Source organism: Sorangium sp. So ce363 (assembly GCF_051520435.1).
Lineage (GTDB): Bacteria > Myxococcota_A > Polyangia > Polyangiales > Polyangiaceae > Sorangium > Sorangium cellulosum_B.
In genome coordinates, this window is sequence record NZ_CP150333.1 from 3,058,329 (window position 1) to 3,073,686 (window position 15,358).

General features: G+C 71.4%; 9 protein-coding genes and 1 pseudogene. 6 read left to right on the plus strand and 4 right to left on the minus strand.

The features are described from left to right. Positions 1–26: 26 nt before the first annotated feature. Together WMF12_RS11900 and WMF12_RS11905 are read right to left on the minus strand one after the other, a co-directional pair. On the minus strand, positions 27–2,885 hold the full coding sequence (locus WMF12_RS11900) for a TonB-dependent receptor domain-containing protein (RefSeq protein WP_437870814.1): 2,859 nt from the start codon (positions 2,883–2,885) through the stop codon (positions 27–29). Between the two features lie 55 nt (positions 2,886–2,940). After that, entirely contained in the window at positions 2,941–4,746 is a 1,806-nt protein-coding gene (locus tag WMF12_RS11905; RefSeq protein ID WP_437870815.1) for a protein kinase domain-containing protein, read from the minus strand. Between the two features lie 310 nt (positions 4,747–5,056). Between WMF12_RS11905 and WMF12_RS11910 the strand changes: the two genes are divergently transcribed. Together WMF12_RS11910 and WMF12_RS11915 are read left to right on the plus strand one after the other, a co-directional pair. After that, positions 5,057–5,491 carry a YeeE/YedE family protein gene (locus tag WMF12_RS11910; protein WP_437870816.1) on the plus strand — a complete coding sequence of 145 codons (435 nt, stop codon included), beginning with the start codon at positions 5,057–5,059 and terminating at the stop codon, positions 5,489–5,491. Beyond that, a complete protein-coding gene (locus WMF12_RS11915) occupies positions 5,488–5,979 on the plus strand; it encodes a DUF6691 family protein (RefSeq protein ID WP_437870817.1) in 492 nt (163 codons plus the stop codon). Before WMF12_RS11910 ends, WMF12_RS11915 begins: the two co-directional genes overlap by 4 nt. Positions 5,980–6,072: 93 nt before the next feature. On the opposite strand, the gene WMF12_RS11920 is transcribed toward WMF12_RS11915, so the two are convergent. Continuing rightward, entirely contained in the window at positions 6,073–7,221 is a 1,149-nt protein-coding gene (locus WMF12_RS11920) for an amidohydrolase family protein (RefSeq protein WP_437870818.1), read from the minus strand. A 171-nt stretch (positions 7,222–7,392) separates the two neighbouring features. Here WMF12_RS11920 and WMF12_RS11925 point away from each other — a divergent pair, with 171 nt between their 5' ends. Further along, entirely contained in the window at positions 7,393–8,028 is a 636-nt protein-coding gene (locus WMF12_RS11925) for a hypothetical protein (protein ID WP_437870819.1), read from the plus strand. A gap of 62 nt (positions 8,029–8,090) precedes the next feature. On the opposite strand, the gene WMF12_RS11930 is transcribed toward WMF12_RS11925, so the two are convergent. Next, positions 8,091–9,284 (minus strand): PAS domain-containing protein, encoded by a 1,194-nt coding sequence (locus WMF12_RS11930; protein WP_437870820.1) that lies wholly within the window; start codon positions 9,282–9,284, stop codon positions 8,091–8,093. Positions 9,285–9,531: 247 nt separating this feature from the next. Between WMF12_RS11930 and WMF12_RS11935 the strand changes: the two genes are divergently transcribed. From WMF12_RS11935 to WMF12_RS11945, 3 genes and pseudogenes are all read left to right on the plus strand, one after another. Then, on the plus strand, positions 9,532–11,307 hold the full coding sequence (locus WMF12_RS11935; protein ID WP_437870821.1) for a WD40 repeat domain-containing protein: 1,776 nt from the start codon (positions 9,532–9,534) through the stop codon (positions 11,305–11,307). A gap of 596 nt (positions 11,308–11,903) precedes the next feature. Then, complete coding sequence (locus tag WMF12_RS11940) at positions 11,904–13,757, plus strand: GMC family oxidoreductase (RefSeq protein WP_437870822.1); 1,854 nt, start codon at positions 11,904–11,906, stop codon at positions 13,755–13,757. Positions 13,758–13,771: 14 nt separating this feature from the next. After that, positions 13,772–14,881 (plus strand): annotated as a pseudogene (locus WMF12_RS11945) (ferritin-like domain-containing protein); the annotation flags it as partial. Positions 14,882–15,358: the final 477 nt, after the last annotated feature.

The following is a 15,358-nucleotide window of genomic DNA, read 5'->3' on the forward strand; positions in this document are numbered from 1 at the left end:
CCCTCACGGATCTCTGACACGCAGAACTAGGGATAGCTGACGGTGATCTCGGCGAGGAAGGTCCTGCCGTTCTGCCGGCTCGTGGCCGAGAGGTAGCTCTCCGCGGCCGGGTAGTCGTACCGCGTGTCCATCGCGTTGTAGATGCCGATCACATAGCGGCTGTGGAAGCGCTGGAGCTCCCCGGACACCGTGAGGTCCGCGACGATCGCGCCCGCTGTCTCGTCGGCCGAGCTGCGGCCGATGCGCCGGGGCGCCTCCAGGTTGATCCGGAGCCCCGCGGCGGCGAGCCGCTCCACCACCGGGACGACGCCGCGAAACGACGCGAGGTGCTCCGGCGCGTTGATCAGCCGCTCGCCGCGCCTGAGCTCGCCGCGCTGGTAGCCGTACGTCGCCGCGAGCATCCAGCCCTGGCGCCACTCGCGGCGGAGCTCGACGTCACACCCCGCCACGAACGCGTCTCGACGGCTGTTCACGTAGCGCACCACGCCGGGCACGCCGGGGCTGTCCTCGGCGGAGGTGATCCGGTCCGACAGCTTGCTCGCGTGAACGGCGCCGAGCGCGGTCCAGTCGTCGCCGAGGCGCTGCGAGTACTCGATCTCGGCGGAAGCGATGGACTCCGGCTTGAGCACGAGGCCCCGCTCGGGGTCGACGGCGGGCACCTGCGTCTTGCCGTCGGTATAGAACTGCTCGGAGATGCTCGGGGCGCGGAAGGCGCGCCCGCCCATGATCTTCAGGACCCCTCCCGGCGCGGGCCGGAGGATGACCGCGGCGCGCGGCACGACGATCGGCGCGAACGTGCTGTAGACGTCGAGGCGCGCGCCCCACGAGAGGCGGACCCACGGGGCGGGCGAGCTGTCGAGGATGAGGTAGCCGGCGCCGAAGCGGTACGGCACGGGCTTCGTGCGCGCGCGGCCGTCCGTGAACACGCTGCTCAGCGTCGCCTCGGGGTGCGCCTGCACCTCGCCGCCCCCGGTGACCCTCAACCAGGGGAGCGGCGTCCACGCCGCCCTGAGCTCGCCGCCCAGCCAGGTGCCGTGCTGCTGCTCGAAGATCGTCGCCTCGTCGAACGCATAGGCGCCGTGCCAGACGAAGCGATTCACGTGGGCGCGCGCCATGAGCTGCAGGTCGGGCGTGAGCCGCGGCTCGAAGCGCACCTCGGCCATCATGTGCGCGTCCTCGTAGCTCGTCCCGAGGTCGTTGAGCCGCGTGCCCACGTAGCCGATCGGGACGAGCTGCTCGCGCGCGTGGTACATCCACTGCGCCGTGAACGGCCCGTACCAGGCGCGCCCGGACGTGCCGCCGGCCCGGAAGGTCTCGGCGCGCTCGGCGATCTGCACGCGCGGCCCCTCGCCCGGGTCCCGCAGCGCCACCGGGACGTCGAACCCGTCGGAGCGCGCCCCGGTGACGCTCGCCCGCACGCCCGCGTCCCTGCGGGCGTTGTAGTGGAACCCGGCGCGCGCGTGGCCCACGCCGTCGTAGTAGGTGCCGGCCGCCGCGTGCGCGCTCGTGGGCTCGTCGCGCCCGCGCGGGACGAGGTTGACGATGCCCGAGAGCGCGCCCGTGCCGTAGAGCAGCGAGCCAGGGCCGCGGACGACCTCGATGTGATCCACGTCGTGGAGGTCGTCGCGGGCGTCGGAGCCCACGAACGAGGCGTTCAGCACGTTGTCGTTCGTCGAGTGGCCGTCGGAGAGGACGAGGAGCCGGTTGCCGTAGTCGAGCGGCTCGCCGAGCCCGCGGATCCCGGCCGAGTAGACGACGTGATCGTTCGAGAGGTAGATGCCGCGCGTGCCGCGCAGCGCCTCGGCGATGGTCGGGTACCCGAAGGCGCGCAGCTCGTGCTGCTCGATGACGCTGATGGATGCGGGCGCGTCCTCCAGGCGCTCGAGGACGCGCGAGGCCGACGACACCTCCCGGAGCGGCGCCAGCGTGACGTCGCGCAGCTCCGCCTGCTGGCCGGCCGTCACCTCGATCGTCCGCTCGACGGGCGCGAAGCCCCGCAGGCTGACGCGGACGCGGCGCCGGCCCACGGCGACGCCCTGGATCACCGACGGCGTGAAGCCCATGGGGCGGCCGTCGATCTCGACGAGGGCGTCGGGCTCGTCGGCGCGCACGAGGATCGAGCCGGTGAGCGGGCTGAGCGTCGCCGTGATCGGCACCGTCTCGTGCGCGGCGACGGTCAGCGGTTGCGGCGCCGCCTCGAAGCCCGGGCGCGAGAAATGGAGCACGTGGCGGCCCGGCGGCAGATCGAGATCGCACGGGGCGGTGCAGGCGGGCGGCGCGCCGTCGTGGTCGACGTGCACCGTGGCCTCGCTCGCGCCGCGCACGTCCACCCGCACGGTGCCGACGATGCGGCGGAGCACGATGAGGACCTCCTTGCTCTGCCCCAGCTTCACCGGGACGTCGTCCACGGCCACGGGCTCGTAGCCCGCGAGCTCGACGAGGATCCGGTAGCGCCCCTCGGACATGGCGAGCCGGCGCGGCGCCGTGCCGCGCGCGCCGAGGTCCTTGCGATCGACGTAGATCCTGGCCCCGGGCGGCGACGTGACGATCTGGAGCACGGCCACGCGCGGCGCGATCCGCTGGAGCGCGGCCTGGACCTCGGCGACGACCTCCGGGTCGGCCTCGCCCTCGAGCGCGTCGTCGTAGTACCGGTGCGCGTCCGCGAAGCGGCCCAGCTCCTCGTAGGTGAGCGCGATGTTGAAGACGACGTTGCGGTTCGGCACGAGCCGGTTCGACGCGAGGAAGTGCTCGAGGGCGGTCTGGAACTGCCCCTGCTTGTAGAGGTCGCGGCCCAGGTCGAAGTGGAGGTCGGCCTCGTCGGCCTGGCCCTCGCCGTCGGCGCGGGCGGCGGGGGCCTGGAGCAGGGCGCCTGCGAGGAGGGGCACCGCGGCGAGCCTCCACCGGCGAGCGCGCGTGCTCGAGGGCGCTCGACGCATGCAGCTAGCGGTGCTCGCGCAGGCGCGTCGCCTTCGTCGGCGCCGGCTCGCTGCTGGCCGGGTACGGCGACGACGGCGCGAGCACCGCGCGCGGGCGGCCCGCCCTCGCCGAGCCGAGCGGCGCGAGCGCGGCGCCGGCCGTGGCGAACCCGCTCGCCGCGGCGGCCGCCGCGGCTGTGGGCGGCGAGGCGACCTCCGACGGCGGGAGGGACGAAGGCCCGGGATCCTCGCGCGAGGGCGCGGAAGGCTCGCCCTGCGCCGGCGCGACCTGCGAGGCCGCCTCGCCGGCAGGCGGCGCGCCCGCGGCCGGCGCCGCGCCGCGCCCGAGCCACGCGGTCGCCGCCATGCCCCCGAGGAGCGCCACGAGCGCCGCCGCCGCGAGGGGCGCGACCATGCTTCGCCGGCGCCGCCCCTGTGGATCCCCTGCGGCGACGCGCTCGCCCCGTCTGGACGGCGCCGCCGTCGGCGCCAGCGACTCGTCCGGGGGCAACGCGTGCACGGAGGGAGGTCCGGCAGCCGACGTCCGCGCGGGCGGCACCGACGGCGAGGCCGCCGCGGTGAACGTGAGAGGAACGACCGACACCCGCGCGGGCGGCACCGACGGCGAGGCCGTGGCGGTGAGCGTGAGAGGAGCGACGGACACCCGCGCAGGCGGCATCGATGGTGAGGCCGCCGTCGCGAGGGCGGGTGGAGCGACGGACGCCTGCGTGGGTGGCATCGAGGAGGCGCGCTCCTTCGCCTGCTCGCTCAAGCTGTGCCGGGACCCACGCGTGGGGCCGATCGGCCCGGTCAGGGTCTCGGCTTCCTCGTCGATGGCCCGCAGGCGGTCCGGCGCCGGCGGCGCGTCGACGGCCTCGTTCCCCATCGCCCTGCGCAGGATGCGCGCCACCGTCTGGCGCGCGGACTCCGACCCGAGCGGCTCGAGCAGCGTGGCCAGCTCGGCGATCGTCTGGGGACGGCGCGCCGGATCCTTCTCGAGGCACATCAGGATGACCCACTCGAGCGCGAGCGGGATCTCTGGCCGGTGGCTGCGCGGGGGCACGGGCACGTCGGTCACGATGCTGACGAACAGCGCCGAGACGGACTCGGTCTCGAACGGCAGCCGCCCTGTCAGGAGCTGATAGAGCGTCATGCCGAGCGCCCAGATGTCGCTGCGGGCGTCCACCGTCCGGGTGCTGCGGATGTGCTCCGGCGACATGTAGCGGGGGGAGCCGAGCACCACGGCGGATGCGGTCAGCTGGGCGTTCAAGCCGAGCACGCCCTCCTCGGACGCCTTCGAGATGCCGAAGTCGAGCACCTTGATCAGGTTCGAGCCGTCCTTGCGGCTCGCGAGGAAGAGGTTGCCCGGCTTGAGGTCGCGGTGGACGATCCCGAGCGAGTGCGCCTCGGCGAGCGCCTCGCAGGCCTCGATCACGTAGCTGACCGCCTGCTCCACGGGCAGCGGGCCCCGCGATTCGAGCAGCGCCTCCAGATCGATGCCATTCAGGTACTCCATCACGAAATAGGGCAGATCGTCGTCGGTCTGCCCCACATCGATGACGCGGGCGATGTGCTCGCTGGCGATCGCCGCCGCGGCCTGCGCCTCTCGGAAGAAGCGCTCCGTGGCGCCGGGCGTGGTGCGCCCCTCGGGCAGCAGGAACTTCAGCGCGACGCGGTGGCGCAGCGAGATGTGGTGCGCCGCGACGACGATCCCCATGCCGCCGCGGCCGAGCACCCGCTCGACGCGGTACTTGCCGCCGACGACATCCCCGACGCGCGGAATCCTGCGCCATGAAGCCGGTTCCGCCGCGTCCGAGCCTGCGTGGGCCATCGGCCGTCAGTATACACCAGCACCTCTGGGACCCGGCACAATCTCGGCCGTCCGCCGGCGCCGTGTGTGATACGCCCGCTCCCAGCCCCACCCGCTCTGTCGGGCGGCGATCCAGGCGGGGTGTGGCGCCGCGCGCTCGCAGCAGCGGTTGCGCCGCGAGCGGCGGCGGACGGGGCAGGGGGCGCGCGAGCCGGCGGGCCGGCCGACAACCGCCGAGCGGGCTCCGGAATTGCGCACCGCGTGGTGGTTCGTCTTCCGTGGATGACGCGCATTGCTATGCTGGCCACCGGTGTCTCAGCGAGGTCACATCGTGAATGAATTCACCGTGATAGGCCCCCTCCTCGGCGGCGCCCTCATCGGCCTGGGCGCGTCTCTCCTCCTGCTCTTCAACGGGAAGGTCGCTGGCATCAGCGGCATCGTCGGAGGGCTCCTCTTCCGGAAGCCTGGCGATACCGCCTGGCGCGCGGCGTTCGTCGCGGGCCTCCTCCTCGGCGGCCTCGCGCTCGTCGCCGCGCATCCGCTCGCCTTCCCCTCAGCGGGGGGCGGCGGGTCGCTCGGCCTCGTGATCGTCGCCGGGTTGCTCGTCGGCTGGGGCGCGCGGCTCGGCAACGGGTGCACGAGCGGCCATGGAGTCTGCGGCCTCAGCCGTCTGTCGGTCCGGTCGCTCGTCGCCACGCTGACGTTCATCGCGACCGCGGCCATCACGGTGTACGTCAGCCGGCACCTGCTCGGGGGAGCGCGATGAGGCAGGGCGCGGTCGCGTTCCTCGCCGGCTTGCTGTTCGCCGTGGGGCTCGGCGTCGCCGGCATGACCCAGCCGTCCAGGGTCATCGGCTTCCTCGACGTGGCCGGCGGCTGGGACCCGAGCCTCGCGTTCGTGATGGCCAGCGCGGTATCCGTGCACTTCCTGGCCTACCGCGTCCTTCGCTGGCGGCGGCGCGAGGGCGGCGTCGATTCGGCCGGCCTTGCCCGCGCGCCGCGGTTTCCCCTCCTGGCCGACCGCGCGGCCGTCCCGACCCGCGCCGACATCGACGCGCGCCTCGTCGCTGGCGCCGCGCTGTTCGGCGTCGGCTGGGGTCTCGCCGGGTACTGCCCGGGGCCGGCGCTCGTCTCGCTGGTGACCGGATCGAGCGCCGTCCTCGCGTTCGTCGGGGCGATGGCCGCCGGCATGGCGATCGAGCGCTTCGCCTCGGCCAGGGCGAGAGCGGAGATGAGCGAGCAGACGACGGAATGAACGGCAAGTAAAACAACGCTTGTGACGGGCGGAACGGCGCACAACGCGTGTCGCGCCGGACGGAACATCGTGTGTCGCGCCGGGCGCCGAGCGTCACGGGGGCGCCGCGAGCCGATCGGGATCTGCATGCCAGAGCAGGCGGCGCGCGTTGTCGCGGTAGATCTTCTGCAGCACGGGCGCGGGCAGGTGCATACCGTAGATCCTCCAGGACCCCTGGCGGCCGTTCGCGGCCTCGGTATCGAAGTAGTCGTCCTCGGTCTCGAGGAAGCGCGCGTAGACCTCGTAGCCTGCGGTCTTGGCGCTCTTGAGGTCGGTGCCGAAGAGCACGCGATCCTGGTAGCGCACGAAGAAGCGGTGCGCCGCGCGCGGCTGCCGGCCCAGCTCGCTGATGCTGGCCGACATGTCGACCTGCAGATTGGGGAAGCGATCGAGCCAGCCCGCGAGCTGCTTCAGGTCTTCGGACGAGCTGGCCATGTGCGCGCCCACGAAGGTGATGTCGGGGTGGCGCTCGAGCACGCGATTGCGCTCCTCGAAGAGCCGCGCGCGCGTTGGAAAGCGCGTCCTGTCCGCGAATGACCAGCTCGGGAACTCGTGCAGCTCGTGCCAGCGCTCATTCTTCGCGTCCAGCGGGGCGAAGAACGCCGCCGGGTCGGCCACGTGCCAGAGCACGGGCCGGCGGTAGCGCGCGCACGTGCGCCAGACCGGCTCGAGATCCGGGCTGTCGAGCGCGACGCGCCGGCCCTCGGGCGTGCGCACCGTGAGCCCGAGCTCCTTGAAGATCTTGAGCCCCTTGGCCCCGGCCTCGAAGTCGGTCGCGAGCTGCGCGGCCACGCGCTCGCCCCAGCCCGGGGCGCCCACGAGCGTGAGGTCGAGGTTGGCATAGGTCAGGAAGCGCCCTGGATAGGCGCGGTCGAAGCGCTCGAGCTCGCGCACCAGGCGCTTGCCCGAGGAGCCATCGAGGTTGACCATGGTCTCGACGTGGAACGCATCCATGCGCGCGACCTCGGCCGCCACGTCGACGACCCGGCGCAGGTGCGTGTGGACATCGACGGCGGGCACGGCCAGGTGGGTGATCGCGGTGCGGTCGAGCGCCAGAAGCGGTATGGGCTGCCAGTCCGCGAGCCGCAGCGCCGCGATGTCGGCGGGCCGCGACGGCGCCGCGAATGGCGCTGCCGGGCCGTGAGCGCACGCGGCTGGCAGGAGGAGAACGAGCATGAGCGCTGCGATGTCCGCGCTGGACACGAGGCGACCTCTGGACGCGAGCATGACCGAGCATAGCGCGCAGGAGGCCGCTCTCGGCGAGGAGCGCCTCGGGGCAGATCACCGAATTGGCATGATATGCTGCGGGGCGCAGGCGGAACGGAAGGAGGCAACGTGCTTCGACTCCACTTGGCTCTTGGTTGCGCGGTTTTCATGGTTGCAGCGTGCGGCAACGATGTGCACGAGGCGGCCGCGACGGGTGGTGCTGCCGGCAATGGCTCTGGCGCCACCGGTGGCGGCAGCGGTGCCGGCGGATCCGTCGCGAACAGCGGCGAGGGCGGCGCTGTCGGCTCGGCGGGAACGGCCGGCGCCGAGGGCGGCCACGGCGGCACCGGCGCCGGCGGCGACCCGGGCGGCGCCGGGGGCAGCGTCGCGGGCGGGGGCGTGGACGGTGCGGCCGACCCGTGTGGGGGAGCGTTACCGATCTCGTGTGGCGATCGTTTGAATCACAGCACGACGAGCCAGGGGCGCGCGAACATGTGGACGGGCTACGGCCGGACCGCTCGTGCCGAGTCGGGGCGTGAGACGGTCTATGCCTTCTCCTCGACGACCGAGTGCACGATGGTCGCAACGCTCGAGGACCTCGCGAGGGACCTGGACCTGCTGCTGCTGTCCGCCTGCGACCCCATCCGGTCGAACGAGATGGCTTCCTCGACCCCGCTGGATCTACAGACCGTCGAGTTCGTGCGCTGGACGAACGCGCCAGGTCAGACATCCTACCTGGTGGTGGACGGCTACGCCGGGGCCGAAGGCAGCTACACCCTCTCGGTCGACTGCGCGTGTCGATGATCGGACCGCTCCAATCGCGCCGGTCCTGCCCGTCGCGCGGCGGTCAGCGAAGCGCTCCTCGGCTAGCGGGAGGGCGCTCCCCCGGCGGCCGCGTCGGCACGCACCGGCGAGAGCTGCCGCTCTGCGCTCATCTTGCGGATGCAATGGCCGAGGGCAGCCCGAAGGTTCTGCTGGGTGGTGATCTGCGAGAGGTCGAGCCCCAGCGCGACCATCGTCTGGGCGACGTTCGGCTTGATGCCCGCCACGATGCCCTCTGCGCCGAGCAGCCGGATCGCGGTGACGAGCTCGATGAGGTGGCTCGCGACCTTCGTGTCCACCATCTCGACGCCGGTGAGATCCAGGATGGCGAAGCGCGCCTGCTTCTCGACGATGCGCCCGAGCAGGCTCTCCATGATATCGGCCGTCCGCACGCTGTCCACGATGCCCACCATCGGGAGCGTGAGCACGCCGCTCCACACCTCGATGATGGGCATCGACAAGGTGCGGATCACCTGCCGCTGGTTCTCGATCTGCTGGAGCTGCGACCGGAGCTCTGCCTCGGCGTTCTTCGCCTCCGTCACGTTGAGCGAGATCCCGAGCACCCCCTCGATCTCGCCGGCGTCCCCCCGGAAGGGCACGACCCAGCTCTCCCAGTGATAGCCGTGCACCTCCTCGTGAGAGTGAGTCTGCTCTCCGACGAGCGAACGCCGCACGCTGTCGGTGATCGGGTAGCCTTTGTACAGCTCGAAGACGCTCATCCCGACGAACTGGTTCGGCTCGATGTTGCAGTCCTTGAGGCCCTTGCCTTCGCTGAACAGCAGGACTCCCTCCCGGTCGGTCGTCCAGATGCCGATGGACACGTGCTCGGCCAGGTGGTCCAGGACGCGCGCCTTGAGGCTGCTGCGCGGGCTCGGCTCCGGGGTGCGGGTGAGGACGCCGCGGAGCGAGCCGTACACCGCGTCGCCCGACGGCGACCGGGTCGCGCTGCACGCGAGCGTCCTGCGGCCGCCGTGCGCGTCGCGGAAGCACACGGCCAGCTGCACGGGATCGCCGGACGCCCGCAGCCGGCTCCAGGCGGCCTCGAACGATCTGGCGTCGGCCTCCTCGTCGACGAGCGACGCGAGCGTTGCCCCCCGCGCGGCGACCGGCCCCAGGGCGCGCTCCAAGGCGCCGCTGGTCCGCCGCAGCCGGCCATCCAGCTCTGCCACGAACAGCATGTCGGGACAGGACGAGAAGAACGCCTGGAGCGAGTCTACAGGAGATTCAGGGTCTGCCACATGACCTCCCGCCCTAGGGCCGGCAACATCCCATGGTACTTACCAGAGGCCCATCGCGCATGTGAAGCGCGTTCGATCGAGCATGCCGCGAGCCCGCCTGCCCACGTCGGTTGGGGCACAGTGTGCTTGTCGTACCATGAAGGCCCCCTGCCTGCTCCTCACGGCGCTCCTCGCTGGCGCGCGCGGAGGTGGCGAGGAGGCCCGGGAACGACTGCTCACTTGGGCGGGTCCGTGCGATAAACGAGGCATGCCTGCCGCCCTCGCTGCGCTCGAGTCCGCCCTCGCCGCCGGCTCCGTCGAGGCGTGGTTGGCGGAGCTGCGCGACGAGGCGGTTCGCTCGCGGATCCGTCGCGCGCTGGACGCCGATCGCAGGCTGTGGACGCAGTACCCCGATTCGCTGGGGAGCTGCCTGTTGACGCGGACGTTCGGCGTCAAGGCGCTGGCATCGCTCCACCAAGCGTGGGCGAAGGAGCTCGCAGCGCGCGGGCGCCCGTGGATCCGCCCGCTGCGCGGACTGCCGATGCCCGACGGTCTGCTCGCCGAGCTGTACTCCGACGAGGAGCTGTCGCTCGCCGGGCTGCAGGTGCCGCGCTTCGCGTCGGAGGACGAGGTGGTGCTGACGGCGAGGCGGCTGCACCCGAGCGCGCAGCCGCCCGAGGAGCGCCGGCGGGAGCGTCTGCGCTGGCGTTGGACCGAGAGCCGCGCCGTGATCGAGCCGGAGCCGCCCGACGACGCGGCCGCGCCGGCGTATCCGCGGTTCGTGACGGACGGGTGGGGGCCGGCGTATCTGGTCCGGTCGGAAGGCGCGCTGCGGGTGGCATTGCCGTGCCCGGAGGAGGGCAGCGCGTACGCGCAGCTCTCGGCCGACGGCTCGCGCCTCATCGTATACGGGACGCTCGACGAATACGCCGGAGGATTCGTGTACGTCGTCGATCCCGAGACGCTGGCCGTCGAGCGGCAGCTCGCGACCGATTCGCCGGTGTCCGATGTCGCCGATGGCGGCGGGCAGATGGTGGTATCGACGTACCGCAGCGGGACGATCGGGTGGATCGACGGCCGCGCGCACGTGCTGCCGATCGGCGGCCATGCGATCTGCCTCTCGCCGAGCGGCAAACACGTGGCCACGGTCGGGGCGGCGCTGCGGATCTGGTCGCTGGCGGAGCTCGTGCGCCAGAGGACGCGGCCGCCGCTGCCAGGGTTCCCGCCGCGCTTCGATCCGAGCGGCGAGCGGTTGCTGTGCGGCAGGGAGCTGCTCGACGGTCGCACCGGGCGGCGCATCGCGCGGCTCAGTCCAGAGCTGGAACCGTATCTGGAGGGCGGACCGGCGCAGCCGTGGCTGCACTTCGGGACACGTCACCTGATTTGCACGCACGGCGGATTGCAGCTGTGGGACGCGCGCAGCGGGGAGCCGCTGGTGATGGAGGAGCCGCTCGGCTTTCCGCACTGGTACACGCTGGCGTACGACCGCGAGGGGTCGCGCCTGGCGGCGCTGCGCCAGGAAGAGACGACGGTGGCGTTGCACGAGCTGCCGCACGGGCGTTGCATCCGCACGGTGACGTTCGAGCTCGCCGGCTGGGCGCTGGGGATGGCCGAGGACGCGAGCATGCTCGCGGTGCAGCAGGGCGGGCAGATCGAGGTCCGCACCGAGGACGGCGCGATGGTGCGGCGCTGCGGCCAGGCGACGATGTCGGGCCGGCGGCCGCGGTTCTCCGAGCCGGCGCCGCGGTTCTCGCTCGACGGCAGGCGAGTCGCCGCACGCGTGGGCGCCAAGGACTGGCGGATCTGGACGCTCGCGAGCGGGGAGGAGGAGCGCGTCGAGGGCAGCCTGGAGAAGGTCGCCGATTTCGCGGCGCCGGAGCCCGCCGACTGGGCGCTGGAGGTCGGCACGATGTCGGTGTTCACCCACGGGCCGAGCGGCACCAAGATCGCGCTGCCGGTGATCGGCGGGTGGGTGTGCAATCCGGCCGATCCGCGGATCGCCGTTTGCGACGAGCTGCTCGTCGAGCTGCGGGCCGGCGGCTGAACCCCCCTGGGCGGGGAGCTGTGGCGCACCGGGGATCCCGGTCAGAAATGTTACCAGGGCTCCGCTCGTACAGAGGCGGTTGCGGTGGCCGGGGCGGCGAGGGAGGCGGCGACGGCGGCGAGCCCCACCGAGGCGAACGAGTCTTTTCAACAGCGTGAATGATCGCCGATGCCGGCCCCACGCCATAGAACTCGCGCAACGCGCTCCGACGCCGCGCCCTGGATGATTCGTGACCACCACTCCCGCACAGGCGCGCCACGATCGCCCGCGCCCGCGCGCAGCCTCCCCGGCCCACGCCTGCGAGCCGCCGTCCCTGCCGGGTGTAGCCACCAACTCTTCGGAACTCCTCGTTATTGTATCTGCGAGTGGGCCTTGTTGTCCCCTGGCGGAAAGGCGGCCTCAACGCGCTGCATCCACGCGCAGGCGCGGACGGGAACGCCGCGGTGCGCCTGCGTCGTGCGTCGACCCGCTCTCATTACAGCGACTGGAGCCTCGATCCCTGTGTCACGTGACCGATACAATGAAGCGGTTGACAGCGACCGAACTCTTCTGATTTAGGACATCGGGGGGCATCATCCACATGGGGAGGGCGGGACGTGCTGTTGAAAATTGACACGGCGCTGCGGACGGACGCCAGCGCGGTGGCCGCCGATGACGGCTATGATGCCGTGATCGTGGGCACCGGGATCGCCGGCGCGATCGTGGCCAACGAGCTAAGCCGAGCCGGCAAGCGGGTGCTGCTGCTGGAGGCGGGGGCGGGGACGAACCGGTCGATCTCCGGCTATGAATCTTACCTTGCCAACTTCTTCGCGGCGTCGTCGAAGGACAACCAGTCGCCGTTCCCCGAGAACCCGAACGCGCGGATGCCGCGCAGCCCGGAGCTCCGCAAGCTCCAGCCCGGCGAGACCGACCCGGCTCCCTACGTCGTGCAATCAGGCCCCTACGTCACCGACACCAACTACACGCGCGTGTTCGGCGGGACGACCATGCACTGGGAGGCGAAGACCCCCCGCATGCTGCCGGACGACTTCAAGGTCCGCACGCTGTTCGGACAGGGGGTCGACTGGCCGCTGAGCTACGAGGACATCGAGCCCGACTACCAGGTGGCCGAGCGCGAGGTCGGCGTCTCCGCCGACGTCCGGGAGCAGACGTACCTGGGGCTCCGCTTCCCCGAAGGCTACGTGTACCCGATGAAGGGCCTGCCGCTGTCCTACCTGGACCAGAGGGTCGGCAAGGGCATCGACGGCACCGAGGTCAAGCTGCACGACCAGGCATATTCCATCCGGATCCGCGCGTACCCGCAGGCCCGCAACGGAGTTCCCAACCCCGCATACGACGGCGGCAAGGGCTACGTGCCGGTGGGCGCCGTCAACACCCATCAGGTGGAGGAGGGGGAGCGCTGCCAGGGCAACACCAACTGCGTGCCGCTCTGCCCGGTGCAGGCGCGGTATCATTCCGGCAAGACGCTGGCGAAGGCGCTCGAGACAGGGCGGGTCGACCTGATGGTCCAGGCGGTCGCCTCGAAGGTGGTGATCGATCCCGAGAGCGGGCGCGTCACCGCGCTGGAGGTCAAGGTCTACAAGGACCCGCAGTCGTCAGAGCACGAGACGGTGACCGTCAAAGGCAAGATCTTCGTGCTCGCCGCCGGCGCCATCGAGACCCCGCGGCTCCTGCTGGCTTCGGGCGTCCGGAGCAGCAGCGGGCTGATGGGCCGCAACCTGATGGACCACTCCTACCTGCTGAGCTGGGGGCTGATGCCCGAGGTCTGCGGGACCACGCGCGGCACGAGCTGCACCGGCGGCATCATCGACCTGCGCACGGGGCCATTCCGGCGGAGTCAGGCGGCCTTCAGCGTGGACATCCACAACGACGGCTGGGGGTGGGCGACGGGCTCGCCCTTCACGGATCTGGCCGAGCTCGTGGACCAGCACAACCACTTCGGGGACGAGCTGCGCCGCGGGCTCGTCGACCGCATCTCGCGCCAGCTCCTGTTCGCGTTCATGCTCGAGGTGCTGCCGAGCGAGAGCAACCGAGTCACCGTCGATCCGCGCTACACCGACCGCCTCGGCAACATGCGCCCGGTGGTCTCGTTCACGGTGCCGGAGTACACGATGCGCGGCGCCGCCTACGCGCGGCAGTTCGCCAGGACCATGTTCGCGCGCCTGGGCGTCGTGGATTTCTCCCGGTACGACCCCGGCGACTACGGCTATGTCGCCTACGAGGGCGAGGGGTACGCCATCCGGGGGGGCAACCACCTGGCCGGCACGCACATCATGGGATCGGACAAGCGCACCTCGGTCGTCGACACCGACCAGCGCTCCTGGGATCATGAAAACCTCTATCTGGTCGGCGCTGGCAGCATGCCTTCGGTCGGCACCGCCAACGTGACCCTCACCCTCGCCGCGCTCTGCTACCGGAGCACGCGCGCGATGCTCAAGCAGCTCCACTGACGGGAGGTACGCCCATGATCAACTCCAGACGCTCCGAACCTCCCGCGCCGCGCAACAGGATCGAGACCCTCGCCGAGCTGCACCATTACCTGCAGCATGCGCTCCAGCTGGAGCACGCCACGATCCCGCCGTACCTCGCGGCGCTCTACTCGATCAAGCCGGGGAGCAACCCGGACGCTGTCCATATCCTGCGCGTGGTGGCGGTCGAGGAGATGCTCCACCTGACCCTCGCGGCGAACCTGATGAACGCCGTCAAGGGCACGCCCGATCTGACGGCCAAGGGCTTCGTGCCCAGCTACCCCGCCTACCTGCCGGACGGCGAGACCGACTTCCAGGTCCACATCGCCCCCTTCGGCATCGAGGCCATCGAGACCTTCAAGAAGATCGAGCGGCCGAAGAAGGGAGGCGGGCGGCTCGTCCGCCGCGCCGCCCCGGCCGGCGCCACGGTGCTGGGCGTGAACCCCGACGACTGCGAGATGCAGTTCTATAGCATCGGCGAGTTCTACGCCGCCATCGAGGACGGCCTCGTGCGCCTGGAAGCGGAGGCGCAGGCCCGGGGCGAGACGATCTTCATCGGCGATCGCGGGCGGCAGATCACCCCGGAGTACTACTATTCCGGCGGCGGCGAGCTGCTGCCCGTGATCGATCTGGCCAGCGCGCGCCGGGCCATCACCCTGATCATGGAGCAGGGCGAGGGCACCGAGTCCAGCATCTACGACCGGGAAAAGGAGCTGTCGCACTATTACCGCTTCGAACAGCTCACCCAGGGTCGCTACTACCAGCCGGGTGACCAGCCGGGCCAGCCGACAGGGCCGGCGTTCACCGTCGACTGGAAGGGCGCGTATCCCATCAAGACGGATGTCAAGCTGGCCGAGCTGCCGGCCGGCTCCGAGCTGTATGACATGGCGGTCGCCTTCAACCGCGCTTACGCGAAGTTCCTCGAGACGCTGACGCGGGCCTACAACGGCGAGCCGGCGCTGCTGATGAGCGCCGTGCCGCAGATGTTCGAGTTCCGCAACCTGATCACCCAGCTGATCCGCAACCCGCTGCCGAACAGCGAGTTCACCGCGGCGCCGACCTTCGAGCTCTACCCTGCCGCGGACGCCCCTGCCGCGGTCGCCGGCGCGAGCGCGGCGTCGAGCCGCCTCGATCGATTCCTCGCCTTCTCCGCGGAGGTGACCGCCTTTGCCGTGTTCGACCTGCATGGGACCGGGCAGGCCGAGGCGTATCTGAAGGCCGCCGATGATGTCGTCGGCGCCGCCGTGGTGGACGAGCTGCTCGCCATCCACGGCGGGGCGGGGCAGGGGAGCGACCGCCAGGCGCGTGATGCCTTCCTGCGCCGGGAGATCTTCGGCCACGAGAAGCTCGGGCCGATCGCCCGCAACATCATCAAGATGTGGTATTCCGGCGTCTGGTACGAGCTGCCCACGGCCTGGACCGAGGCCTACGGCCCCGCGCCGAAGGACGTGACGTTCGTTGTCTCGCCGTCCTCGTACGTGGAGGGGCTGCTGTGGACGGCGATCGGCGGTCACCCCGCCGGAGCCAAGCCGCAGGGGTTCGGGTCGTGGGCCGATCCGCCGCGCATCCCGTCCTCCGAGGAC